The sequence below is a fragment of the Lentzea sp. NBRC 102530 genome (assembly GCF_030269365.1).
Taxonomy (GTDB): domain Bacteria; phylum Actinomycetota; class Actinomycetes; order Mycobacteriales; family Pseudonocardiaceae; genus Lentzea.
This window is the reverse complement of the sequence record NZ_BSTF01000017.1, coordinates 1-22174: the sequence shown is the minus strand read 5'-3', so window position 1 is coordinate 22174 and position 22174 is coordinate 1. Positions and strand designations below refer to the sequence as shown.

The window sequence follows — 22174 nt, the reverse complement described above, 5'->3', positions numbered from 1 at the left end:
GGGGGACACCATGTCTGAGGAGAACAGCACCACCACGTGGTCGACCGGCGCAGGCGTGGTCGACAGCGTCGCCGGGTTCGTCGACTCGCTGACGTCGGAGTCGGAGGGCGAGGGCCCGGACGTCATCGACGTCGCGCTCGGCGGTGCCGGCGTGGTCGTCGACGTCGTCGCCACGATGGCGAACCCGCTCGGCATGCTCGCGTCCGCCGGTGTCGGCTGGCTGCTCGAGCACGTCGACTTCCTGCGCGAGCCGCTGGACGCGTTGCTGGGCAACCCGGACGAGATCAACGCGAACACCGACCAGCTCAAGCAGGCCGCGCTGGAGATGAAGATGATCGCGCGGGAGCACCGCGAGGACCTGCGTTCCGTCTCCGACTGGGAGGGTGAGTCGGGGGACGCGTTCAAGCGCGAGATGGACCAGATGGCGGGCGAGTACGAGGCGCTCGGCAAGACGATGGACGGCACCGCCGCCATCTACGCGTTGTCCGGCGCCCTCGTCTGCGAACTGCGCTCGCTGGTGTTCGGCTGGATCTCCGACCTCATCGGCGAACTGATCGCGAGCGCCCTCATCGCCGCCGCGTCGGCGGTGGTCACGCTGGGCAGTTCCATCGCCGCGTTCGCCGGCTACGCGGGCACCCGTGCCGCCATGATGGCCACCAAGATCGCGGGCAGGCTCTCGAAGCTCGCCTCCGCCATGGCCCGCTTCGGCGGACGCATGGCGAAGCTCGCCGAGAAGATGCAGGGCCTGGTCAAGGGCCTGGAACGGTTCGCCGAGTACGGCGGCTACGCGAAGACCGCCTACGACGCCGTGAAGCCCTACGACATGCCGCCCGCCACCGCCTGACGCCTCAGCCGGGCCGGCCGGTGAGCATCTGCGCGAGGTCGTCGCCCTTGAAGTCGATCCCGACCGCACCGCCGGGGTTGATCAGCACCAGCAGTCCTGGCAGCTGCGACAGCAGGTTCTTGAGGACGACGTCTCCCGGCCTGTAGTCGCCGGGAGGCAGGTAGCGCGGGGACGAGTAGAGCGCGACCACGTTGTTGCCGTGCACGTCCCGGGCGATGAGCAGGTTGCCGTCCGGGCCGGGCTGAGCCAGCAGCGGCGACTCCAGCGCGGCCGACATGATCGCCTCGTACGGCAGCCAGCCCGCCGTGACGTAGTTGAGCACGACCTCGAAGTCGCACTGCGGTTCGGGCAGGCCCAGCCGCGTCGGGCTCGGCTTGTACTCGTCGTTCACCCACGTCTTGCCGGTGAACTGGCCATCGGGCCCGACCTCGTAGGCGCCTAGCAGCGTGACCAGCGGCGCACCCTCGATGTAGCGCGGGTCGATGTCGGGGTCCGCGCAGTAGATCCAGCCGCCAGGCGTCCTCGCCGCCTCCGCGCGCATCGCGTCGCTGATCGGAGGCAGGCCCGGATGCGTCATCACGGTCGGTGCGTACTGGGGGTCGAACGCCAGGAACGCTTCGGTGGCAACGCATTCGGCCAGTTCGGCGTCGGCGCCGCCCGGCAGGCCGGGGATGCCGTGCCACGCCCCGAGCAGCGCGCCGACCAGCGCCGTCACCAGGGGAGCGCGGGACTCGGCGAGTGCGGTGGGCGGGTGGTGACCGTACGTGCGCACGATCGACACTGCCTGACCCCACACCGTGTCGGTGTCGGGCTGGGGCATGCCGAGTTCCATCAGGACGTACTGCACTCCACGGCACATCGCCTCGTGCGACACCGCGTGGGCGAACACCGGGCTGATCTCGTCGTCCCAGCCGATGTTCCTGATCACGGGGTTGCCGGCGCCGAGACCGGCGACCATCGCCAGCACCTCGCGCGGTGGCTGCGGCGCGTCCTGCAGCCACCCTTCGTCGCGCGGCAGCCAGGGGTGGTCGGCGGCCAGCGCTGGTGAAGTCCTCGCCACCGAGCGGACGAGGTCGTCGGTGAGCTTGAACAGGCTTGCCGTGTAAGGATTCCGGTAGTGCGCGAACCCCGCGTAGACGCCGGCCACCCACGGCCAGGCGTTCGGCTGCGACGTGCGGTGGCCGCTCGCCTTGCCGAACGTCGGCACCTGCCAGACCGGTGCGCCGGACGTGTCCCACGTCGGCTGTGCGCCGCGCGGAGGCGGGCCCTGCCAGTCGTTCTCCTGCCACCGCAGGCATTCCTCGATCATCTCGCGTTCCTGCGCGGTGAACGTGAAGTCGCAGGCCCTCGCTTCGTCCACGCGGTCGAGCAGGGCGGGACTCCCCTCCTCCCGCCTCTCGACCGCGGCCGGCTGGGCGAACCGCGCGGGCCAGCGGTCGAGGGGGAGCGGCAGGTTGAGCGAAGCCCGCAGCAGGAGGCCGGGATTGATCCGCACCTCGTTCGCGGTGGTCGTGGTCACCAGTTCACGCACGGCGACCTCGCGCCAGCGACGGGTTCCCACCGGGAGGAACCGGTCGGACGAGTAGGCGGCGAGCCAGGTGTGGCCGTCCTCGTCCTGCTTGATCTCGTCCGTCGTGCACAGGACGACGTCGAGGAATCCGGAGAGGAAGACCGGGTCCTCGTCGAGCCAGTTGCACTGGTAGTAGGCGGCGATCTTGTCCGCCGGCGTCTGCGGCAGCGGCCAGCCGCGGCGGCCCGGACCGGCCTTCCAGTCCGCGTTGTAGCGGAACTCGGTCGAGCCCTCCTCGCGCAACCAGCCGACGATCGCGGCGTTCGGCACCCCCAGGTGCCCAAAGGTCTCCATGTCCCACTCGAGGTCGACGATGGAGAGACCGGGACCCCTCTGACCCCTGGGAACTCCCTGCCGCCACGGCGAGGGGGGAGAAGGCACGTACGCGCGCGGTTCGCCCCCGTCGTCGGGCACGTCCACCGCGGGAAGCGGCACGAGGACGTCGTCGACCGCGTCGTACGGCACGTGCCACCGGCCGCGGACCAGCACCACCTTGTCGGTGAGGATCTTCAGGTTCGCGGACCTCGGACCGTGGGTGCGAACGATCCAGTCCCAAGCGGAACGGATCACTTCGTCGCGGTTCATCGAGTTCCCTCCAGAGCCTGGTCCAGCCGCCTGGACAGCCAGGCCAGAAAAGCGCTGTAGTCCGCCTTGACGCTGATCCGCGCCAGGTTTCCGTCCGGTGCCGTGGTCATCCGGCCGATGTCGTCGAGCACCACGCGTTCCCGCCGCAGTGCCACGTAGGGGAGTTGCAGGCCGGCGGCCAGCGCGAGCCCGTCGTGCTGGATGGTGCCGGGGTGGAAGCGGTCGAACCACTGGGCCATGTGCGCGGCCACGAGCTTCGCCCACGCGGGCTCCGCCTCGGCCAGCCTGCGGTGCAACGCGGAGTCCTTGGCGATCTCCAGTTCCGGGGTGAAGGTCGTGTCCGAGAGCACCAGCTTCGGCAGCTTCCCCAGGGTGAGCAAGGTGTTCGCGGCGGACGGGTCCAGCCGGAAGTTGTGCTCGGCGCGTTCGGGGTCCCGGTAGTTCAACGCGCCGCCCATCTGCGTCACGACGAGTCGTTCGGCGAGGGCGGGGTCGCCGGTGAGCACCGCGGCCAGGTTCGTCACCGGGCCCATGCCCACCCACCGGACCGGGCCGTCCGTGCCCGCGACGACCTGAGCGACCGCGCCGGCGAGATCGGTGCGTTGCGGTTCGACGGAATCCGGGACCAGGCCCGCGATGCAGTCCATCCGCCGGTCACCGAGATCCGCGCCCGCGACCACGGGCACGTCCTCACGGCCGAGCAGGTCCAGCAGGTGACGTACGAACCGCGCCCTGCGCCCGCCGAGTTCGTCCACAGTGGACACTAGAGCGAGCGTCGGCTCGGCTGCGGCGGCGACGAGGGCGATGGCGTCGTCGGGATCACCGCCCGCGTCCGTGTCGACGATCAGGGGCGCGCCCTGCTGCGACGGCGGGAACGGATCGCCGCTCACCGTCTGCGGCAGCCCGAAGCGCTGCGCCAGGCCGACCAGGTCCTGGCGCTCCCGGTTGAGCTCCTCGTTCATCGGTTCCCTCCCCGCAGCCGGCGCGCGTACTCGTCCCGTTCCGCGATGCCCGGCAGTGCGCCGAACTCCGTCCACACGCGACGTTGCTCGTCGGGAGGCAGGTCGCGCACGGCGGCTTCGACCGCCAGCACCGCGCCCTTGTCCCCGCGTCGCACCAACGAGTCCATCACTTCGCGGAACCTCGCGTCACCGCTCGCGTCCTCGGCGACCCACGAGCGCACCTGGTCCCTGCCGTGCTCGGCCCGTGCGGACAACTCCTCGCGCCAGGCGCCGCCCCCGGCCCTCAGCTCGGACATCTCCCGCGCCACGTCGACGACCGCGCGCAGGCTCATCGCCTTCGCGCCCTCGCGCACCACCGGGTCCTGGAACGGCTCGGCCACCCTCAGCGGGTTGATGCCGGCCACCGGATCGGGCTCGAAGCGTTGCGGCTGCTGCACAGGACCGTCCTCGCCGATCCGGCGCGGACTCGACATCGTACCGTGCAACGTTTCCTCGATGACGCCGATCGCGTCCTGGTGGGCGAACGTGCGACCGGGGTCGTCGGGCAGCTCCCGCAACGGTTTGCCGCCGCCGTCCTCCGGTTCGAGGTCGACGAGGTACCCCTTCTTCGCGTCCGGGTGCGGGTCGCCGGGCGACTGGCCGTGGAAGGCGTAGTGGCCCTGGAACTCGGGGTCCGGGTACGCCGCCGTCAGCATCTCCTGCACGGTGCCCTTGTAGCTGGTGTCGACGAGGCTGATGCCGCCGTCACCGTGGATCGGCACGCCCGCCGAGTCGAGGTAGTCCGACAACCGGTCGTACGCGCCCGGCACGTCCTCGTCCGCGACCTTCTTGTGCAGCCGGAACTCGTCGATCGCGCTGAGGTCGCGGTCCGGGTCGGAACGCTCGACGTCCCGCAACGCGGCCTCGACGACCGCCCGCGACAGCACGACCTCGCTCGCGTGCCGGTCGAAGAACTCCGGGTCCAGCTCCCTGCTCGCGAGGGCGAGGCTGTGCCCGTCGCGGCCGAGGTAGACCACGCGGTGGTCCGGATCCGCGTCGACGAGCACCCTGAGGTCGTCCTGGATGCGCGCGGCGACGTCCACGACGATCGGCGCCGTGTACTCCCGTGCGGCGTCATAGGTGTCGGCCAACGCCTGCCGCTTCTCGGGATCGGTGATGCCCAGGTCCTCCGCGACCTGGTCGACGGCCTCGGCGCGCTGTTCCTCGGGCGTCGAGCCGTAGCCGCCGTCGTCCTCGACGTGCGAGTGCGCGGTGTCGTCGGTGTAGTCCTCCGAGAGGAGACGCACGTCCGTCGCGTTGTCCGGCAGTTCGGCCAGCCGCCCGGTCTGCGGATCGGCGTACGCGACGCCGTCCGGGGTGTGCACGACCCGCACGACGTGGCCCTGTGTGGCGCCGTCCTCGTCGGTGTACCGGTAGGCGAGCGCGCCCCGGGAGTTCTCCGGGGTGCTCGCCATGGCCCTCGTGACGCTGTCGAAGTCGCGGTGGCTGGTCCACTCGCCGCCCAGGGCGTCCCGGACCCGGCTCAACCTGCCCTGCTCGGGCACGTCCTCCGGCCTCGTCGGCCGTGCCTCGACCTGCTCGCCGTGGTACCGCCGCTCGTCGGCGATCATCGCCTCGACGCAGTTCGTGCGGTGGCCCTCCTCGTCGAGCCGGTGCGCGTTGACCTGCTCGATGCCGGGGAACCGTTCCTGCAGCACCCGTTGCTGACTCGCCTCGTCGCCGCGCCCGGCGTGCACCGCCGCCGGTTCCGGTGGCGGTGGGGGTTCGCCGCGCAACCGTGCCGCGAAGTCGACGTTCGTCGGCAACGGCCGCATCGGCTTCGGTTCTCTGGGGGGCTCCGGCTCTTCCTTCGGAGGCGGCGCCTCACCGCGTTCGGCGGCCGCACGCGCCTCGTCCTCCTCGATCCTCCACGAGGCGCGGATGTCGATGTCCGGCAGCTTGGGTGGCGGTTCGTGCTTGAGGTCGTCGGGAAGGACGGGCTGATCGTCCCGTTTGCCACCGATGTAGTCGGGGTTGGGCACGAACGGGCCGAGGGTCCACTTCCCGCCACCCTCGTAGTGCTTCTCGTGCCAGCCCTCGACGTACCGCCAGTCGATGCCGCCCGCGTGCAGGACCTCGCTCTCGGGCAGCGGTTCGCCCCCGTACCCCAGCCGCTGCTGCGTGGGAGCGGACAGGATGCCGCCGGGCACCTTGACCCGGTAGACGTGGCCACCGTCGTTCGTGAACGACATCGCGGTGCGCACGTCCGTCGAGGTGCTGACGAACGTGTTCATGTCGCCGTGGATGTGCTGGTAGAGCGGATCCTTGTCGGAGTTCGACGCGTGCGGCCGGAACCCGCCGTCCTGACGGATCTGTTCCGGCGTCCGCGTGTCGCCGCGCAGCAGGACGTGGTCGTCGGACCGGAAGTCGTCGACCTTCCGGCGCACGATCTGCCAGTCCTCGTACCGGGACAGGTCGTGGCCCTCCAGCGCGACCGGTGGCAGGTTCTGCGCCGGCCCGTCTTGCCCGGGAGGACGTTCGTCCTGCCGCTGCGCGCTGCCGTCCGGCACGCCCTGGGGGCCCGGCGGCATCCCCTGGTCGGGCCGTCGCGGACTGCCGCCGGGCGGGCCCTGCTGCGGATGCGCGGGCGCCACCGGCCCGCGAGGCGGTGCCGTCTGCTGGACGCTCTGCGGGTGGGTGTTCCGGGGGTGTGCCGTGCGCGGGTCGGCGGTGTGCGGGTGCGCCGCCTGCGGCGACACGGGCCCGCGGCCGTCAGGAGGCGTGCCTCGCCCAGCCGGACGCGGCTCGCCCGGACCAGGATGGCGCACACCGCCCTGGGGCGCGTGCCCGCCAGGGCCGTGACCACTCGGCCCGTGACTGTTCGGGCCGTGACTGTTCGGGCCGTGACTGTTCGGGCCGTGACTGTTCGGCCCGTGACCGCCGAAGGGGCGAGGCGCGGGTCCGCCTTGCTGTCCGGCGGGAGGACGTCCCGGTCCGAACCCGGGTTGGTGCCGCGCGGGCCCGTTCGGGTGGACCGGAGGCGTGCCAGGGGGTCCGAAGGACGGCTGGCCACCAGGACGCGGCCCCTGGCCGGCACCACCAGGTCGCTGACCACCCTGGGGGTGCCCACCGGCGGGCGGAGCCAGAGGAGCGCGGCCCACCGGAGGACCGCCCTGGTGAGTCCCGCCCGGATGCCTGGCGCCAGGCCCGTGCCCGCCGGGGTGGACACCGGGTCCCCGACCACCCGGCGCGTTGCCGGAGGGGTGGAAACCGGGCCCGGGAGCCGACCCGGCCGGAGTCGTGGACCCCGGTCGGCCACCACCCGGCGCGGGACCGCCTGCCGCAGCCTGAGTCCTGGAGACGGGTGCGTTTCCCGGAGGGCCACCGGCAGGCTGACCGCCAGGGCCTCGCCCGGGATGAGAGCCGCCGCCCGGCAGCGGACCACCCGGCAGCGGACCGCCTGACGGAGGGCCACCGGCGTTCCGGCCGCCCGGCGGACCACCCGCGGCGCGGGCACCGGGCCCGGCCCCAGCAGCCATCGGCCCACCGGGCGTGGGTCCACCGGGGGCGGGCCCACCAGCCACCGGACCACCAGCGAGTGTCCTGCCAGCCGGTGGTCCGCCTGCGGGGGCGGTACCGCTGGGTGTCCTGCCGGCTGGCGGGCCGCCTGCGGGGGCGGTACCGCTGGGTGTCCTGCCGGCTGGCGGGCCGCCTGCGGGGGCGGTACCGCTGGGTGTCCTGCCGCCCGGTGGGCCGCCTGCGGGGGCGGTGCCGGAGGGCGCCCTGCCGGCCGGTGGGCCGCCTGCAGGCGCGGTGCCGGCAGGTCCTCGGCCGGCTGACGAAGCGTTCGCGGACGGGGCACCGGCCATCGGGCCGGTGGCGCCCCGACCAGCCTGCGCGCCGCCGGAGGTGGCGGTTCGAGGGCCGGTGCCACCTGCCGGTCCGGAGCCACCCGCAGGTCCAGACCCACTCGCCGGTCCGGACCCACCCACGGGTCCGGACGGGGACTTCACAGCCGGAGCGTTGTTGCCGCCCGGCGTCGTCGTGCCGCCAGGCCCACCGGGCCGTCCGGCACCACCCAGTTCTGGAGCGCGCGAACCCGGCGCACCCGCGGCGGCCGGAGCGGTGGGCCGAACGGGCGCGGAAGGCCCGCCCGGCAGCGAGGGCGGCGCCGTCGCCCGGCTCCCGGTGGACGACGAAGACGCGGACTGCGAGGAGGTGCCGGTGGAACTGCTCCGGTTGGTGACCGGCGCGGAGGAGTCGATCTTCCGCATCGAGTCGCCCACGGACCGCTCGGTGTCGCGAGTCGTCTGCGCGGTGGCCCTCGTCTTGGCACCGGCGTTGTCCGCGGCCGCCGCCGCCGTCTCCGCCGAGGTGCGGGCGGTGCTGATGGCGCGGTCCGCGTGCTGCATGGCGACCTGGCCGAACACCCCGGCGCTGCCACCGCTCGCGTTGATGTTCAGCTTGCTCGACACGCTGCTGCGGACCTGGTCACCGCGGTTCGCGATCTTGCCGCCGAGGCTCTCGACCGCGTCGGGGTCCATCCGGGTACCACGACCACCGACGCCGCCTGGCGACGAAGACGACGGTGGTGGCGCACTGCTGCGATGATCGCCGCCGCTGCTGCCGTGGTGCGAAGAGGACGACGAGTTCCGCTGACGCCCGGTCATGCGATGTTCATCGCCAGGTCGTCCGGCTGAGCTGACACCTTTGTTCCCCCAGAAGCATCTTGCCTGTTGGGCAGAATGCCACATCCGGCCGCGCCACACCTGCGAACCCAGAGCATCGGCAGGTCGCGCCGAAGAACGCCGCGGGCCGTACGGTGGAGCGCGATCCGAGGACGGGCAGAGGCATCCGGAAAGCGGCTGTGAACCAACCGACCAGCACCCCGAACGAGCGCATCGACGCGATCTTCGACCGCGTGTGCGCGAACGGTCTGCGCCGCGAATCCGTGGCGGGCGCGACCGACGACCAGATCGACCGGATGGCCGCGGACCAGGGCGTGACCCGGGTTCCTGGAGCAGTGCGCGAGGTTCTGCGCATCATGGGTGTCCGATCAGGACTGTGGCTGGCCGGCACCGCGTTCGGCGTCGATGTGATGACCGCGGAAAGCAAGCGCCACGCCGTCACGACGCTCAACGGCCTCGAACACCACGACCTGGCCGACCCGCGCAACCTCCTCGCGCTCACCGCGCACCAGGGCTACGCCTACCACGTCGTCGACGGCGCCGACCTGGACCAGGACGACCCGCCCGTCTGGGACGTCGTCGAGGGCGAAGGCGCGCGCAAGGCGTGGGACAGCGTGAGCGACTGGTTCGTCGGCACCGCCCCGAACGTCGCCGACCTCCGCGACGTGCTGGAGATGATGGAGGAGATGGGCAAGCAGCCACCGAAGTGGGCCGAATTCGTCGAAACGCGCGAGACGTGACCGCGTTCCCGTCGTACGGCCCGAAGGCGACGTGGTCGTCCGGTGGCGCGGGCTACGCCGGGTTCTCCGCGACCGCCAGGTAGTCCGTGTAGATCTGCGGCGACCCCGAGAACGAGGCCAGCTGCTTCCACTCCTCGTACATCTGCTTGGTGTCGCGGTGGGCGGCCGCGAACACCGCGGCCTCGCCGGTGGCGATGTCGGGCTCGGGGTAGAAGACGTCCAGCGCCTCCAGGCTCGCGATCTCCATCATCATCACGTACTGGTCGAGGCGGTTGCCCCGCTCGCCCTTGAGCACGTGGAACCGCCAGTCCGGGTAGTCGTCGATCCGGTGGTGGTTCTCGGCGATGAAGCGGTCGAACATTTCTTCGGTCACGCCGGCGCGCAACGCCAGGTTGTGGATCCCGATGACGCGGGCGACGGGCTCCTCGCCCGGGCGGTCGCGGTAGCGGGGGCCGGGCGTGACCGTGCTCCGCGGGTTGTCGGCCAGCAGCCGGTAGTCGGTGAACAACGTCGGCAGCTCACCGAACGTGCCCAGCCGCCGCCAGCGCGCCAGCACGGCCTCTGCCTCGGGGTGCTCCGCCCAGAACTGCCGGGCGAGCTCGGTCTGCTCACCCCGCGCCGTGACGTAGAGGTCGCGCTGCTCGGCGCTGTCGATCTCGTACAACATCAGGTACTGCCCGGTCCGCTCCCCGCGCAACCCGCGCAGCAGCGTCCACCGCCACCCTGGGTACAGGGGCAGGTGAACGCCTTCGGCACGCACGAAGGTCTCGAACTCCTCCGGCGTGACGCCGGCCTCCGTGTCGATGGCGATGTACTGGAAGGTGAACACCGACGAGCGTTCCATTGCGTCCAATCCCCGAGCCGGCAAGGGGAACGCGCGTCCGCCGTGCACGAACCCTTGCACCACATCCTTCCGGAACACCGCCCTGCTCGACGAGCAGGGCGGTGTTCCGGAAGGTGCCCCAAAAGGGCAAAGAACATTCGTCTTGGTTGAGTGTCAGCCGCCCGCCTCACGTGATGCTGCGGCGGGATTAGGGGTTCCCTCGACCACGATCGGCCCGAACTGGATCGAACCGAGGTCGAGCAGCCACCACGCGAGCGCGACCACGGCCGCGATGACGACGATCGCGAAGAGCAGCCGCAGGAGTGCCGCCCAGGTGCTGGTCATCCGGTGGAGCAGGGCCGGCCACGAGCCGGGATCGTTTTGTGCGTTCATCGGGCTGTTCCTCTTTCAGTGGTCACTGTGATCCGGTGATGTCCATTGAAGACCACGTAGAGGTGCTTCGAACAATTTTTGGGCTGATTTCGGGATTGCAGTGGAATGCTTTCCGAATCTTTTCCGCAGGTACTCGGAAACTTTGGTCGACTGGCGGAAAGTTTGCTGCAGGTTTGCGCCGCGTCGGCAACTTTGCGGAAAAGTTTCCGTCGAGTCGACGGTCTTCTGTCCACTTTCCTGAGCCTTGCGGGATGGAATACCGCCGGTTAGGTGCCGCGCGGCTTCATCGGTTAGGATTTCGGCCCCCCAGCTGATCTTCGCGCAAGCCGAGGAGTTCTCGATGGCGGTTCTTTCTGAATCGTCCCTGCACACCCGACGTGGTTTGCGCAGGCAAGGCATCGTCCACGTCCGGGAGACCCCGCTCGGGGAGCTGCTCCACATCGGCCGTGACGACGGTCTGTTCACCGTGCTGGCCAAGCTGCACTGGCATGCGTGCCGCGCCATCGACACCCTGCCTGTCGACGACGTCGTCAGGCAGGTGATCAAGTATGCCTGCAACATCCCGCGTGACACCGAACTGAACAGGTTGAACTACGGCGATCGGCTGGCGTTGCTCGAAAGGCGAAACCTCGGCTCCCGAGGTTGGGCGAAGAGCACGCACGAAAAGCAGGTGCCCGGCTATGTGAAGAGCATTTGGGCGCAGTGGCAGCAAGGTCGTAACCAGCCGATGCCCGTTGAACTGCTCGACGCGGCCGTGCGGGCGGAAGAGAGACACGAGAAGTTCGGGACCGATGTCAAAATCGAGGTGTCCTCGGACGACGTCGATGCTCTACTCTTCGACGCCAACAGTGCGGACGTGAAAGGGCTGGAACGTCTGCTTCCGCAGATGACACTGTTCTTCGAGGTCAGTCCGTCCGGGTACATGGTGACCGTGCAGACCGAGAAACACGAGCAACTGCCGGTTTTCACGACTCAGAAGAGGTTCGAGGAGTACGCCGACCCCAGCCGCCTGCGGGCCAGGGAACCGGGGCGTGTGGTGCTCCAGTTGCTGGCCGGCTACCCCGAGATCGGCCTGTCGCTGAACCCGATCGTCGGATGCCGCCGGCACCTGCACTGGACTGCGGAGGACGTGGCGCGGCTACGACACGAACTGCTGCAGAGGGAGGTTTGAGATGGACGGGTTCTCGGTCGACATCGCCGAGCTGCAGTCAGTGGAAGGCAAGTACCGCGACATCGCGGCCACCGTCCGCGGTGACAACGTGTGGAAGTTCGACATCGACACGGAGCGTTGGCCGGACGGCGATCCACTGCGCTCGGCCGTGGAGACCTACCAGCGCAGCCTGAAGGCGGCGCGAGACCGCCTCTGTGCTCGCACCGACCGCATGGCGACGCTGTTGCGGGAGACCGCGGACACCTACGCGTCAGTGGACGAGAAACTCGTCGAACGGATGAGATCGCTGGGGGCAGGAGAAAGCTCTTGATCGAGGGGATTCCCAACGGCAACGGTGAGCCGACTCTGCGACTCGGGAGCTCCAGACCCGATGACGCCGAGCAGGTTCCCGGCAACCCGAGCAGACTTCGCGCGCTCGCGGAAACGGTCGTCGCGCAGCGCGCACCCCTGTCCGACGCCGCCGACAGGGTTCAGGGCGTCGACACCACGCACTGGTCGAGCGTCGCACGGGACGGCTACGTCCTGCGACGTGACGACCTGGCCAAGCAGTGGCGCGCCGCGAGGGACATCCACGCTGCGGTCAGCGCGCGGGTCAACCAGCACAACGGGTTTCTCCACGAGTTGCCGCATCTCTGGGAGGTTTACCGCACCAGCCCGGAGACCCGCCAGCACGTGAGGGAGCTGCACGACGGCAAGGCTGCCGAGCTCGCCGCTTTCCTCCTGGAGCAGGCAGCGAAGCTCGACGATCTCGCGCCGGCCGAGGCGGCGACCGAGGAGCCGATCGCTCGGTTCACCCCGAAGCCCCGGTCGAAGCCGGTCACGGTGACCGCTGTCGATCCTGAGGCCCGAGAGGAACCGCAACCCGGTGAAACCGAGCAAGGGGAACCGGATGCGGTCCAGGAGGACGTGCCGCTCGACGAAGCCGCGCCGGACGCGGTGACGCAGTTCGAACAGCGGCTTCGTGAGCGCGAACTGCTCACCGAGGCCCTGCAGAACGGTCGAAGGGTGGAGCGCATTCCGTACCACGGCCTGATCGCGTGAGCGGTGGCGACGACCGGCTGACACAGGTGAGGCCCGTGACCAAGCTGGTCACGGGCCTCACCTGTGGTGCCCCCGGCAGGATTCGAACCTGCGCTCCCGCCTCCGGAGGGCGGTGCTCTATCCCCTGAGCTACGGGGGCCGTAGCTACGTGGAAGATCCTAGCGCACGACCGCCACCCCGTTTCACACCTACCCCCACAGTCCGCCCGAGCGTGGTCTCCGTCACCTCGAAGCCTGGGTGGGAATAGCCCGGATTGCACTCATGCGCATATCGCTATATGTTCCGGAGCATGGGTCACGGGCATGGGCACGGGTCGGCGAGCGGGCAGCACGCCGGCAAGCTGTGGATCGCGTTCGGCATCGGCGCGGTCTTCATGGTGGTGGAGTTCGTCGTCGGGTTCGCGACGTCCTCGCTGGCCTTGATCTCCGACGCCGCCCACATGCTGACCGACGTGCTCGGGGTGGGCATGGCGCTCGCCGCGATCATGGTCGCCAGGAGGGCCAAGGCCGGGAAGAACCGCACGTTCGGGTTCTACCGGGCCGAGGTGCTCGCCGCGCTGGCCAACGCCGTGCTGCTCTTCGGGGTGGCCGGGTACGTGATCTACGAGGCCGTCGGGCGGTTCCAGGACCCGCCCTCGGTGCCGGGGTGGCCCGTGTTGATCGCGGCGACGCTGGGGCTCGGGGCGAACCTCGTCAGCTTCGCGGTCCTCAGGGAGGGCGCGAAGGAGAGCATCAACGTCAAGGGCGCGTACCTCGAGGTGCTCGCTGACCTCATCGGGTCGGTCGGGGTGCTCGTCTCGGCCCTGGTCACCATCACGACCGGGTGGAAGTACGCGGACCCGATCATGGGTGTGCTGATCGGCGTCTGGGTGTTGCCGCGGACGTACCACCTCGCGAAGAACGCGCTGCACATCCTGTTCCAGCACGCGCCCGAGCGGTTGGACGTGACGGAGATGCAGGTCGCGCTGACGGAGATCGAAGGGGTCACCGAGGCGCACGACCTGCACGTGTGGACGCTCACCAGCGGCATGGAGGTGTGCTCGGCGCACCTCGCGACGGCGCCGGACGCCGACCACGAGAACGTGTTGAAGGCCGCTCAGGTGTTGCTGGCGACCAAGTACCGCATCGAGCACGCGACCTTGCAGGTCGAGGGCGGCTCGTCAGCGCAGCGGTGCCGGGAGCTGAGCTGGTGACGCCGGCAGGTCGCGGATCCCGTCCTTGGTGGACTGCGCGCCGGTTCGTGACGGAACGAGCGGGCTGCGGGGCCGGGGCACGGTGATCCACGCGCGGCCTCGTTCGAACGGCACCACAACAGCCTCCCCAAGGACCGCGCACAAAACTCACAAGATCTCATCGAAGTATGTCTGAAAGGGATAGATCCTTTCAGGTGAACGAGAAAGGCCGCGTTCCGTGACGGAACGCGGCCTTTCTCTACGGCATCAGGAGCAGTTGGGCGTTACAGCCCAGCGCACTGTCCTGCCTTCGGACCCTTCACGTCGTTCGCGAAGCCGTTGTTCGACGGTTCCGGGGTGTTGCCCGTGCAGGACAACGGCCCGCCGACCGACGAGGCCGCCACGACTGACCTGGTCTTGTTCGACGTCAGTGACACAGGGCCACCGACGGTGGTGTTCTCCACCGCCACTTCGGTCGTGGAGCCGTGCACCGACACCGGACCGCCCACGCGCGTGCCGACCAGCACGACCGAAGCCGCGTTCGCCGCCGAGATCGGGCCCTTGACCTCCCCGCCGAAGACGTAGAGCGTGGCACCGCTCTGGACCGTCACCGGGCCGTTGATCGTGGCACCGTCCACATAGGTCACGCCCTTGACCTGCAACGGACCGCTGACCGTGCCGGTCACCGTGGTGGTGGGAGCCGCCAGCGGCTTCGAGAGCAGCTCGAACTCGGACACCGTCACGTCGCCGGTGAACTCGAGCCGGTAGAAGTTGTACCGGCCGGGCGACGCGATCTTGAACGAGCGCGTGTACTGCTGCCACTGGAAGTTCTCACCGGACCGCTTGTCGACCGACGCCCACGTCTTGCCGTCGTAGGAACCCTTCAGCTCCCACGCGGTGGGCGACGTGCCCGTCTTGCCGTTGGTCAGCGTGTAGAACTCCGCCTTCTCCTTCACGTCCGAAGCCTTGAAGTCGAACGACTTCACCACCGCGGACGTCGAGGAGTTGTTGTCCACCAGAGCAGCGGTGGACACACCCGTGGCGACGTCGCGCAACGGCGTCGGGACCGCGTCACCGGTGGTGATCGAGTCCGGCACGTCGTTGACACCCGTGCCCCAGGCAGAAGGCTTCGGGCCCATGTCGAAGTCGATCGTGGCGCCGGCCGCGAGCACGTCGTGCGGCAGCGACGTCTTGTTCCACGCCTTGCCGTTGACCTTCACGCCCTGCACGTAGATGTTCTTCGCGTTGTTCTTCGGCGCGTTGATGACGAGCTTCTTGCCGTTCTCCAGCTTCACGGTCGCCTTGGTGAACAGCGGCGAACCGATGGCGTAGGCCGGCTTGCCCATCTGCAGCGGGTAGAAGCCGAGCGCCGAGAAGAGGTACCAGGCCGACATCTCGCCGTTGTCCTCGTCACCCGCGTAGCCCTGGCCCTGCTGCGAGCCCACGTACAGGCGCGACAGGATCTCGCGGACCTTCTCCTGGGTGCCCGAGGGCTTGCCCGCGTAGTTGTACATGTAGGCGATGTGGTGCGACGGCTGGTTGGAGTGGCCGTACTGGCCCATCCGCACGTCCCGCGCCTCGATCATCTCGTGGATCACGCCGCCGTAGCCGCCGGGGAACTTCGCGGTCTCGGGCAGGGTGAAGAACGAGTCCAGCTTCTGGGCGAGCTTGTCCCGTCCGCCGTACAGGTTCGCGAGACCCTGTCCGTCGTGCGGCACCGTGAACGCCATGTTCCAGCCGTTGGTCTCGGTGTAGTCGTAGCGCCAGTCCTGCGGGTTGTACTTCGCCGGGTCCTCGACGCGCCACGAGCCGTCGACGTTGCGGCCCTGGAAGAAGTCGATCCTCTTGTCGAACGTCAGCACGTAGTTCTGGGCGCGGTTGAGGAAGTACTCGTGTTCGTCCAGGTACCGCTTCTCGCCCGTCTTCTCGTGCAGCGCCTTCGCCATCGACGCGATGCCGAAGTCGTTGAGGTAGCCCTCGATCGCCCACGACCACGCCTCGTGCAGCTGGTCGTTCCCGGTCCAGCCGAGGAAGATCGACCGGTCCATGCCCTTGCGGCCGACGTTGTTGCTCGGCGGCACGACGGACGCGTTCTTCACCGCGGCGTCGTAAGCCGCCTTGATGTCGAAGTTGCTGACGCCCTTGAGGTACGCGTCGGCGAACGCCACGTCGGAGCTCGTACCGGTCATCAGGTCCGCGTAACCGGGGGAGGACCAGCGCGAGATCCAGCCGCCGTCCTTGTACTGCTGGACGAAGCCCTCGGCCATCTCGCCCGCCTTGGAAGGCGTGAACAACGAGTAGGCGGGCCAGGTCGTGCGGTAGGTGTCCCAGAACCCGTTGTTGACGTAGACCTTGCCGTCCACGATCTTCGCGCCGGTCTGCGTCGGCGTGTTCTGGCCGGTCGCGGGCGACACCGGGGACGCGTACCTGGTGACGCCGCCGACGTTCTCGAAGCCCGAGTTCGGGTAGAGGTACAGGCGGTACAGGTTGGAGTACAGCGTGATCAGCTGCTCTTCGGACGCGCCCTCGACGGTGATGATGCCGAGGATCTTGTCCCACGCGGCCTGCGCCTTGTCGCGCACCGAGTCGAACGTGTCCGAGCCGGTGATCTCCTGCTCCAGGTTCGACTTCGCCTGGTCGACGGAGATCAGCGAGGTGGCGATCCGCAGCTCGACGGTCTTGTCGCCGAACGAGAAGTAGCCGCCCACGTTGTCCCGGCCGGAACCGGTGAGCCGGCCGCTCGCCGTGACGGCCTTGTCGACCTTGCCGTAGACGAACAGGCGGGTCGCGCCGGTGGAGAGGCCGCTCTTGACGTCCGAGTAGCCCGTGACGACACCGTTGGCGGCGTCGAGGGTGACCCCGCCGGCGTTGTTCACGTTGTCGAACACGAGGTTCTTCTGGGCCCCGTCGTTGAACGTGAACCGGAAGACCGCCGCGTGGTCGGTCGGCGCGATCTCGGTCTTCATGCCGTTCTCGAAGGTCACGCCGTAGTAGTGCGCCTTCGCGACCTCGTTGTCGTGCCGGAACGGCAACGCCCGCAGCGCGCGGTCCTGCGTCGGCGCCTTGTCCGACGGCATGACCTGGAACGTCTGGCGGTCACCCATCCACGGGCTGGGCTCGTGCGAGGTCGTGAACGCCTGCAGCGTCGGCAGGTTCTGCGCGTTGTTGCGCTGCGCGTACTCGTACAGCCAGCTCTGCGAACCCGCGTTGGTCATCGGGGTCCAGAAGTTGAAGCCGTGCGGCACCGCCGTCGCCGGGAAGTTGTTGCCCCGCGAGAACGAGCCGTTCGAGTTGGTGCCGCGCGTGGTCAGCACGTAGTCCGACGGCTTCGCGTACTGCTTGGTCACGACGTCGCCGATGCGGATGTCGTCGTACCAGGCACCGAAGTCGGTCGGGCCCTTCGGGCTGTCGAAGGCGACCAGGATCCGCTTGATCGTCTTGCCGGCCGCGACCGCGCCGATCGTGGACGCCACCTTGTTCCACTGGCTGGCGTACAGGAACTTGCCCGCGCCCTGACCCTGCGGCGACAGCACGGCACCGTGCTGGTCGACCGCCTTGAGGTCGCTCAGGTACGTGCCGTCGGAGAACGCGAGGTCCACCGCCGAGTACGTGCTCGGGTAGTTCAGGTTGTCGGTCACGAACTCCGGGAAGATCATGTACGACAGCTCGGTCTTGGCCGTGACGGGGATGTCGACGTCGAAGACCTTGTTGTAGCTGTACGCGCGGCCCTCGGTCGTCTGACGGCCCTGGGTGCGGAAGGACTTCACGCCCGTCCAGCCGGCGCGCGACTTCGACGTGTAGCCGCTCGTGGGGCCCGAACCGACGACGCTGCGCATGTTCGGCGCGGGCGGGTTCGTGGACCCGTCGGAGAGCTGCCACTCGGCCAGCTGCACGATGTTCGTGGAGCCGTTGTTCAGCGTGATGTCGAGCTTGTACCAGGTGTACGAGCCCGGCGTCGCGACGTCGTAGGTCTTGGTCTGGAGGCGTTCGGAGAACGTTTCGCCGGTGCGGGTGTCGAGCACGGTCCAGTCGGTGCCGTTGTTCGAGCCCTGCACGGTCCAGTTCTTGGGGTCGCGCTCCGGCGAGTCGTTCGCCGAGGACAGCGCGTACTTCTTGATGTTCTGGGCGCTGGCGAACTGGTAGGTCACCCAGCCGGTGGTGGCGAAGACCAGCCACTTCGTGTTGACCGTGCCGTCCCAGAGGTTGTCCACGACCTCGCCGGACTCGGCGTACTCGCCGTTGGCGTTCGCGTCGTCGACCTTGTCGGAGACGTTGCCGGGGATGCCCGAGCCGTCCGAGCCGATCACGCCGGACGCCTTCGGGTTGCCCGACGCGTCGGTCTCGACCGTGTTGGACCACGTCGGTTGTGGCTGACCGTCCTCAAAGGACGACGAAAAACCCACTCCTGGCTCCTCTGGTGCGGCGGCCGCGTAGCCGTTGGTGACGCCGCTCACCAGTGTCGCAGTAATCGCAACGCTCAACAGGGTTGTAGTTCGTCTCTTGCGCAGGTGCCTCATTGCAACCCTTCCGCCCGCCTGCCCCATGTGCCAGGGAGCGTTTCTGCACGTGACATCGTTGTCAAGGGACAGGACGGGAATTGTCGTGCAACCTGTCCTCTCCACAGTTGCGGGTATTACCTGGCGATCAAGATCTAGAATCGGCCGGTGAGCGACCGCAAGCCGCCAGAGGTGGGTACACCAGCGGGCATGCGCGTGCTCAACCAACGCGCTGTGCTCGACCTGTTGCGCCGTCTGGGTGCCGCCACCCGGCCGCAGATCGCCAAGGACACGGGCCTGTCCAAACCGACCGTCGGGCAGGCGCTCGTCGACCTCGAACGCCACGGCCTGGTGCGCCCCATCGGCCGCACGACAGCGGGTCCTGGCAGGTCGGCGATGGTCTACGAGCCCAACCCCGCGGCCGGGTACGTGCTGGGCGTCGACATCGGCCGCGAACGGATCAGGGCCGCGCTCGCCGATCTGGGCGGGTCCGTCGTGGCCCGGGTGGACGTGCGCAACCGCAGCCGGTCGGCCGCCGCCCTCGTGCGGACCGTCACGGACCTCGCCACGCGCACCGCGGCGGACGCTGGGATCGCTCTCACGGACGTCGTCGTGAAGGTGATCGGCAGCCCCGGCGTGATCGACCGGCGGACGCGGGCCGTGCGGCACGCGCCGCAACTGCCCGGCTGGGAGTCGCTCGGCGTGCTGGACGGGCTGGAGGCCGCGCTCGGGCCGGTCATGCTCGTGGAGAACGACGCGAACCTGGCTGCGCTGGGAGAGCACGTGTACGGCGCCGCTCAGGGTGCGCGGGTGTTCGTGTGCGCGACCGTGGGCACCGGCGTGGGCATGGGGATCGTCGTGGACGGCGCCCTGTTCCGCGGTGCACACGGGGCGGCGGGCGAGGTCGGGTTCCTGCCGTTCGGTCAGTCCGGTTCGGACGTCCGACGTGGACAGTTCGAGGACGCCACCTCGGCCGGTTCCGTCGTGGCGGCGGCACGGGAGCGCGGACTGACGGCGCGCACGGCCCGGGAGGTGTTCTCGCAGGCGCGTTCCGGAGAGGCTCGCGCCCTGGAGGTCGTGCGGGTGGAAGCGGAGCGGATCGCGTTCCTGGTGGCCGCCGTGACCGCGGTGATCGACCCGGAGCTGGTGGTCCTGGGCGGTGGCGTCGGCTCGAACGTCGACCTCCTGCTGGAGCCTGCGGAGGCCGCGCTGCGCACGATGACGCCGCTGGCGCCGCGGATCGTGGCGGGGGCGTTGGGGGACGGAGCGGTGCTCTCCGGGGCCATCGCGATGGGCCTCGAAGCCGCACGTGAATTGGTCTTCGAAGTTACTCTCTGAGAGTAGTTGAGCACCCCTCACCTGGTAGTTCACTCAATTGTCGTAACTGTTAACGGTGTTTTGTGGCTTAGCGTTACCGACACCTCCACCTGGAGGGTTGTGTCCTTCCGTTGCAAGGGGAGTCGGTAGGGGGATGCGGGGGACGTAGCCCCCTACCGGCCGTGCACTGGGCAGGTGCCGCGCCCGCACACCATCAGCCTGCCCAGTGCAGCAACGGGGGCTAACGCGGAGTCGGCCGGTGGACGTTCTCCGCCGTCGACTCGCGGTGGGTGGAGTCCGCGATCCAGCCGCCGGGGATGGACGCGTCGAGCACGCCCTGCTCCAGCCAGGTGTAGTCGCCCTTCAGCACCTGGTTCGCCAGCGTCTGGTCGCTGTCGTCGGTGTTCTTCCAGAGCTTCTCGAACAGCTCGTCCACCCGGATCCGCGCCTGCTTGGCGAACGCGTCGGCGAGCATCTGGGCGTTCGGGTTCTGGTCCTGCTGCGCGCGCACGCAGGCGGCGGAGATCGCGAACAGCTCGGCGCCGATGTCCACGATCCGGCTCAGGAAGCGCTGCTTGCGTTCCATCTTCCCCTGCCATCGCGACATGGCGTAGAACGTCTGCCGCGCCAGCTTGCGCGCCGACCGTTCGGTGAACCGCAGGTGCTTCGCCAGCGGACCGAACTCGGTGAACGCCGTGGGCGTCTGTCCTTTCCCGACGGCCAGGGTCGGCAGCCATTTGGCGTAGAAGGCTCCTGCCTTCGCGGCGGCCTTCACCTTGGCGTTGCGGTCGGCGTCGGGGTCGATGATGTCGCCCGCGACGGACAGGTGCGCGTCCACCGCCTCGCGGGCGATCAGCAGGTGCATGATCTCGGTCGAGCCTTCGAAGATCCGGTTGATCCTCAGGTCCCGCAGGACCTGCTCGGCCGCGATGCCGCGTTCCCCTCTGGCCGCCTGGCTCTCCGCCGTCTCGTAGCCCCGGCCGCCGCGGATCTGGACCAGTTCGTCGGCCACCAGCCAGGCCTTCTCGGACGCGTAGAGCTTGGCCAGGGCCGCCTCGATGCGGATGTCGTGGCTGCCGGCGTCGGCCAGTTCCGAGCTGAGGTCGAGAACGGCTTCCAGGGCGTACGCGGTGGCGGCGATGTAGGCGATCTTGCCCGCGATGGCCTCGTGCTTGCCCACGGGCAGGCCCCACTGGACCCGTTCGCTCGACCACTCCCTTGCGATTTTGAGGCACCACTTGGCGCTGCCCGCACAGAGGGCGGGGAGGCTGAGGCGGCCGGTGTTCAGGGTGGCCAGGGCGATCTTGAGACCCGCGCCCGGTTTGCCGATCACGTTCTTCTTGGGGACTTTGACGTCGTGGAACCTGGTCACGCCGTTCTCCAGGCCCCTCAGGCCCATGAACGCGTTGCGGTTCTCGACGGTGATGCCCTCGGCGTCCGCTTCGACCACGAACGCCGTGATGCCCTTGGTGGTCTGGGCCATGACCACGAGGAGGTCGGCCACGACCCCGTTGGTGGTCCAGAGCTTCACGCCGTTGAGGACGTAGTCGTCACCGTCCTCGACGGCCGTGGTGCCGAGCCTGGCCGGGTCGCTGCCCACGTCCGGTTCGGTCAGCAGGAACGCCGTGATCTCGCCCTTGGCGCACCTCGGCAGGAACTCCTGCTTCTGCTCCTCGTTGCCGAACATGGCCACCGGCTGGGGGACGCCGATGGACTGGTGCGCGCTCAGCATGGCGCCGATGGCCGGGCTGGCGGAGCCCACGAGCATCAGAGCCTTGTTGTAGTAGACCTGGGTCAGGCCTACGCCGCCGTACTCCGGCTTGATCTTCATGCCGAACGCGCCGAGGTCCTTGAGGCCCTTGAGGACCTCGTCCGGGATCTGGGCGTCGCGTTCGATGATCGTGTTGTCGATGTGCTGCTCGGTGAAGGCGCGGAGCTTCTCCAGGAAGGCCTCGCCTCGTCGGCGGTCCTCCGGTGAGCCGGTCGGGTGGGGGTGGATCAGGTCCACACGGAAGTGGCCCAGGAAGAGTTCCTTGCCGAAGCTCGGTCGCTGCCAGCGGGTTTCCCGTGCTTGTTCGGCGACCTGCCTGGCCGCGCGCTCGTCGACGGTCATGGGTTACCTCCCAGTAGGTGTGACCTACGTTACTCAGAGGTAGGCGGTTGTCCATGACCTTTGGTGGCTGGTCGAGTCGCCAGTGCGGTGGTCGGGTTTGGTGCAGGGCCTTGAGCCGAGCTGTGGTTTCGGCATCGCCGCTGGCGCGTCGACAGGGATCGGGGCTTGACAGTGAGGATGTGTGTGGTGGTTCTCGCTGGGCTGGTCTGACTCGTGGCTTGACTGACCTTGTGTCTTTCCGAAGATCTGTCGTCTGGTCTGGTGGGGACCGCTGCCAGGGT

The 22174-nt window shown here is 69.0% G+C and carries 15 protein-coding genes and 1 tRNA gene; 8 read left to right on the top strand and 8 right to left on the bottom strand.

Annotation, left to right across the window (positions count from 1 at the left end; translation table 11 throughout):
- Window positions 1–10 precede the first annotated feature (10 nt).
- Window positions 11–844: a WXG100 family type VII secretion target gene (locus tag QSK25_RS35300; RefSeq protein WP_285644815.1), complete on the top strand. Its 834-nt coding sequence runs from the start codon at window positions 11–13 to the stop codon at window positions 842–844.
- A gap of 4 nt (window positions 845–848) precedes the next feature.
- On the opposite strand, the gene QSK25_RS35295 is transcribed toward QSK25_RS35300, so the two are convergent.
- From QSK25_RS35295 to QSK25_RS35285, 3 genes are read right to left on the bottom strand one after another with little or no spacing between them, the layout of a single operon-like run.
- Window positions 849–2999, bottom strand: coding sequence for a hypothetical protein (locus tag QSK25_RS35295; protein WP_285644814.1), 2151 nt, complete (start codon window positions 2997–2999; stop codon window positions 849–851).
- The gene (locus QSK25_RS35290) at window positions 2996–3961 is read right to left on the bottom strand and encodes a nucleoside hydrolase (RefSeq protein WP_285644812.1); all 966 of its coding nucleotides are present in this window, start codon (window positions 3959–3961) and stop codon (window positions 2996–2998) included. The genes QSK25_RS35295 and QSK25_RS35290 overlap by 4 nt, the downstream gene beginning before the upstream one ends.
- The gene (locus QSK25_RS35285; protein ID WP_285644811.1) at window positions 3958–6699 is read right to left on the bottom strand and encodes a toxin glutamine deamidase domain-containing protein; all 2742 of its coding nucleotides are present in this window, start codon (window positions 6697–6699) and stop codon (window positions 3958–3960) included. Before QSK25_RS35285 ends, QSK25_RS35290 begins: the two co-directional genes overlap by 4 nt.
- 1366 nt (window positions 6700–8065) lie before the next feature.
- Here QSK25_RS35285 and QSK25_RS35280 point away from each other — a divergent pair.
- Together QSK25_RS35280 and QSK25_RS35275 are read left to right on the top strand one after the other, a co-directional pair.
- On the top strand, window positions 8066–8551 hold the full coding sequence (locus QSK25_RS35280; RefSeq protein WP_285644810.1) for a hypothetical protein: 486 nt from the start codon (window positions 8066–8068) through the stop codon (window positions 8549–8551).
- 256 nt (window positions 8552–8807) lie between these two features.
- On the top strand, window positions 8808–9368 hold the full coding sequence (locus QSK25_RS35275) for a hypothetical protein (RefSeq protein ID WP_285644808.1): 561 nt from the start codon (window positions 8808–8810) through the stop codon (window positions 9366–9368).
- A 52-nt stretch (window positions 9369–9420) separates the two neighbouring features.
- Here the strand turns inward: QSK25_RS35275 and QSK25_RS35270 are convergent, their stop codons facing one another.
- The gene (locus tag QSK25_RS35270; RefSeq protein WP_285644807.1) at window positions 9421–10212 is read right to left on the bottom strand and encodes a hypothetical protein; all 792 of its coding nucleotides are present in this window, start codon (window positions 10210–10212) and stop codon (window positions 9421–9423) included.
- Between the two features lie 153 nt (window positions 10213–10365).
- The gene (locus QSK25_RS35265; RefSeq protein ID WP_285644805.1) at window positions 10366–10584 is read right to left on the bottom strand and encodes a hypothetical protein; all 219 of its coding nucleotides are present in this window, start codon (window positions 10582–10584) and stop codon (window positions 10366–10368) included.
- 340 nt (window positions 10585–10924) lie between these two features.
- Between QSK25_RS35265 and QSK25_RS35260 the strand changes: the two genes are divergently transcribed.
- The 3 genes from QSK25_RS35260 to QSK25_RS35250 are packed head-to-tail and all read left to right on the top strand — an operon-like array spanning window position 10925 to window position 12796.
- Complete coding sequence (locus QSK25_RS35260; protein WP_285644804.1) at window positions 10925–11755, top strand: hypothetical protein; 831 nt, start codon at window positions 10925–10927, stop codon at window positions 11753–11755.
- Window position 11756: 1 nt separating this feature from the next.
- Window positions 11757–12065: a type VII secretion target gene (locus QSK25_RS35255; protein WP_285644803.1), complete on the top strand. Its 309-nt coding sequence runs from the start codon at window positions 11757–11759 to the stop codon at window positions 12063–12065.
- The gene (locus QSK25_RS35250; RefSeq protein ID WP_285644802.1) at window positions 12062–12796 is read left to right on the top strand and encodes a hypothetical protein; all 735 of its coding nucleotides are present in this window, start codon (window positions 12062–12064) and stop codon (window positions 12794–12796) included. The genes QSK25_RS35255 and QSK25_RS35250 overlap by 4 nt, the downstream gene beginning before the upstream one ends.
- 64 nt (window positions 12797–12860) lie before the next feature.
- On the opposite strand, the gene QSK25_RS35245 is transcribed toward QSK25_RS35250, so the two are convergent.
- Window positions 12861–12935, bottom strand: a tRNA-Arg gene (locus tag QSK25_RS35245).
- Window positions 12936–13085: 150 nt separating this feature from the next.
- Between QSK25_RS35245 and QSK25_RS35240 the strand changes: the two genes are divergently transcribed.
- Complete coding sequence (locus tag QSK25_RS35240) at window positions 13086–13988, top strand: cation diffusion facilitator family transporter (protein ID WP_285644799.1); 903 nt, start codon at window positions 13086–13088, stop codon at window positions 13986–13988.
- Window positions 13989–14251: 263 nt separating this feature from the next.
- Here the strand turns inward: QSK25_RS35240 and QSK25_RS35235 are convergent, their stop codons facing one another.
- Window positions 14252–18484 carry a GH92 family glycosyl hydrolase gene (locus tag QSK25_RS35235; protein ID WP_285644798.1) on the bottom strand — a complete coding sequence of 1411 codons (4233 nt, stop codon included), beginning with the start codon at window positions 18482–18484 and terminating at the stop codon, window positions 14252–14254.
- A 189-nt stretch (window positions 18485–18673) separates the two neighbouring features.
- On the opposite strand from QSK25_RS35235, the gene QSK25_RS35230 reads away from it, so the two are divergent.
- Window positions 18674–19801 (top strand): ROK family transcriptional regulator, encoded by a 1128-nt coding sequence (locus QSK25_RS35230; protein ID WP_502881926.1) that lies wholly within the window; start codon window positions 18674–18676, stop codon window positions 19799–19801.
- A 220-nt stretch (window positions 19802–20021) separates the two neighbouring features.
- Here QSK25_RS35230 and QSK25_RS35225 read toward each other — a convergent pair whose 3' ends face one another.
- Entirely contained in the window at window positions 20022–21893 is a 1872-nt protein-coding gene (locus QSK25_RS35225) for an acyl-CoA dehydrogenase family protein (protein WP_285644796.1), read from the bottom strand.
- Window positions 21894–22174: the final 281 nt, after the last annotated feature.